At 58.1% G+C, this 1,610-nt stretch carries 3 protein-coding genes; all 3 read left to right on the top strand.

Annotated elements, in window-relative coordinates; translation table 11 throughout:
• Positions 1-360: DODA-type extradiol aromatic ring-opening family dioxygenase (locus tag ACXRVY_RS28075; protein WP_458238841.1), on the top strand; the 360-nt coding region annotated here is incomplete at its 5' end.
• A gap of 61 nt (positions 361-421) precedes the next feature.
• A complete protein-coding gene (locus tag ACXRVY_RS28070; protein WP_223457532.1) occupies positions 422-814 on the top strand; it encodes a 5-carboxymethyl-2-hydroxymuconate Delta-isomerase in 393 nt (130 codons plus the stop codon).
• A gap of 46 nt (positions 815-860) precedes the next feature.
• On the top strand, positions 861-1,610 hold a 750-nt coding region (locus ACXRVY_RS28065), incomplete at its 3' end, for an MFS transporter (protein WP_458238840.1).

Genomic DNA, 1,610 nt, shown 5'->3' with positions numbered 1-1,610 from the left:
GCCGTACGCCGCGCAATCGAGAAGAGCGACCGCAAAGTCCTGGTGCTGGCCTCCGGTTCTCTGTCACACCGTTTCTCTGACGATCGCGAAGCGGAAGCCAACATCCACAACTGGACGCGCGAATTCGACAAACAGGTCGACATGCACGTGGTCAAGCTGTGGCGTGAAGGTCGATTCAAAGAGTTCTGCGCGATGCTTCCTGATTACGCCGAGCACTGCTTCGGCGAGGGCAAGATGCACGACACCGCAATGCTCTTGGGTCTGCTGGGCGGACCGGACTACAACAAGCCGGTCGAAGTCCTCACAGAGCCCTTTGGCAGCTCCGGAACCGGCCAGATCAACGCCATTTTCCCGCTCTGAATTTCGCTCAAGCGGCAGGGGCGCGCCCGCCGTTCAGCGCAACTGCCTACCAGGAGGGCACATGCCGCATTTTATTGCTGAATACACCGACAACATCGAGCTACAGGCCGACTTGCCGGGCCTTTTTGAAAAAGTCCACGCGACACTGGGGGGCAGCGGTGTATTTCCGCTGGGGGGTATCCGAAGCCGAGGCGTTCGACTGGATACGTGGCGCATGGCCGACGGCAAACACGATTACGCCTTCGTCCACATGACGCTGAAGGTTGGCCATGGCCGCGACCTGGCGACGCGCCAACAGGTCGCTGAAAAGCTGTTCGAAGTCATTACCGCGCACTTTGCTCCGCTGCAGGCGGAACGTCTGCTGGCGCTGTCGTTTGAAATGATCGAGCTGCACCCCGAGCTGAACTTCAAGCTCAACAACGTGCATGCCTTCCTCAAGCAGCAGGCGAATTAGCAAGCCCTCCCCCCCCCACGGCCACTCTCACAAAAAGTACAAAATCATGAGCATAGCCACTTCCGCTACACAGCCTTTGAGCGATGCCTCAATGTCGACCCACCGCACAGTGACTTGGCGGCTGATGCCACTGCTGCTGGTGTGTTACCTGTTTGCTCATCTTGATCGGATCAACATTGGTTTCGCCAAGATGCAGATGGGCGCCGACCTGCAATTCAGCGATACCGTCTACGGCTTTGGTGCAGGCCTGTTCTTTGTTGCGTACGCGATGTTTGGTGTCCCCAGCAACATTGCCTTGGATCGCATTGGGCCACGGCGCTGGATCGCTTTGTTGATGGTCGTCTGGGGAACGCTGTCGACTAGCATGCTGTTGATCGAAAACGCTGAGGGCTTCTACGCGTTGCGCTTCTTGCTCGGCGTCGCCGAGGCCGGATTTTTCCCAGGCATTTTGGTGTACCTAAACCGCTGGTATCCAGCCAGTAGGCGCGCACAAGTAACCGCGTTGTTTGCCATTGCCGTGCCGCTGGCCGGGGTCGTCGGTGGCCCGTTATCGGGCGGTATCCTGCAAGGCTTTCATGATGTTGGGGGCCTGCGTGGGTGGCAGTGGATGTTCCTGATTGAAGGCGCGCCAGTTGTGCTTCTCGGCTTGCTGGTACTCAAGGTATTGCCCGACAACTTCGAGTCAGTTAGCTGGCTCAGCAACCAGCAGAAAGACCAACTGCGCGCCCAACTGGCTAGCGAAGAGCAACGCAAATCCATCATCTCGTTCGGCGGAATACTGCGAGATCCTCAGGTC

The organism is Pseudomonas sp. P5_A2_2 (assembly GCF_054177685.1).
Note: the sequence above shows the minus strand (reverse complement) of the source record. Positions and strands in the feature narration are given on the sequence as shown.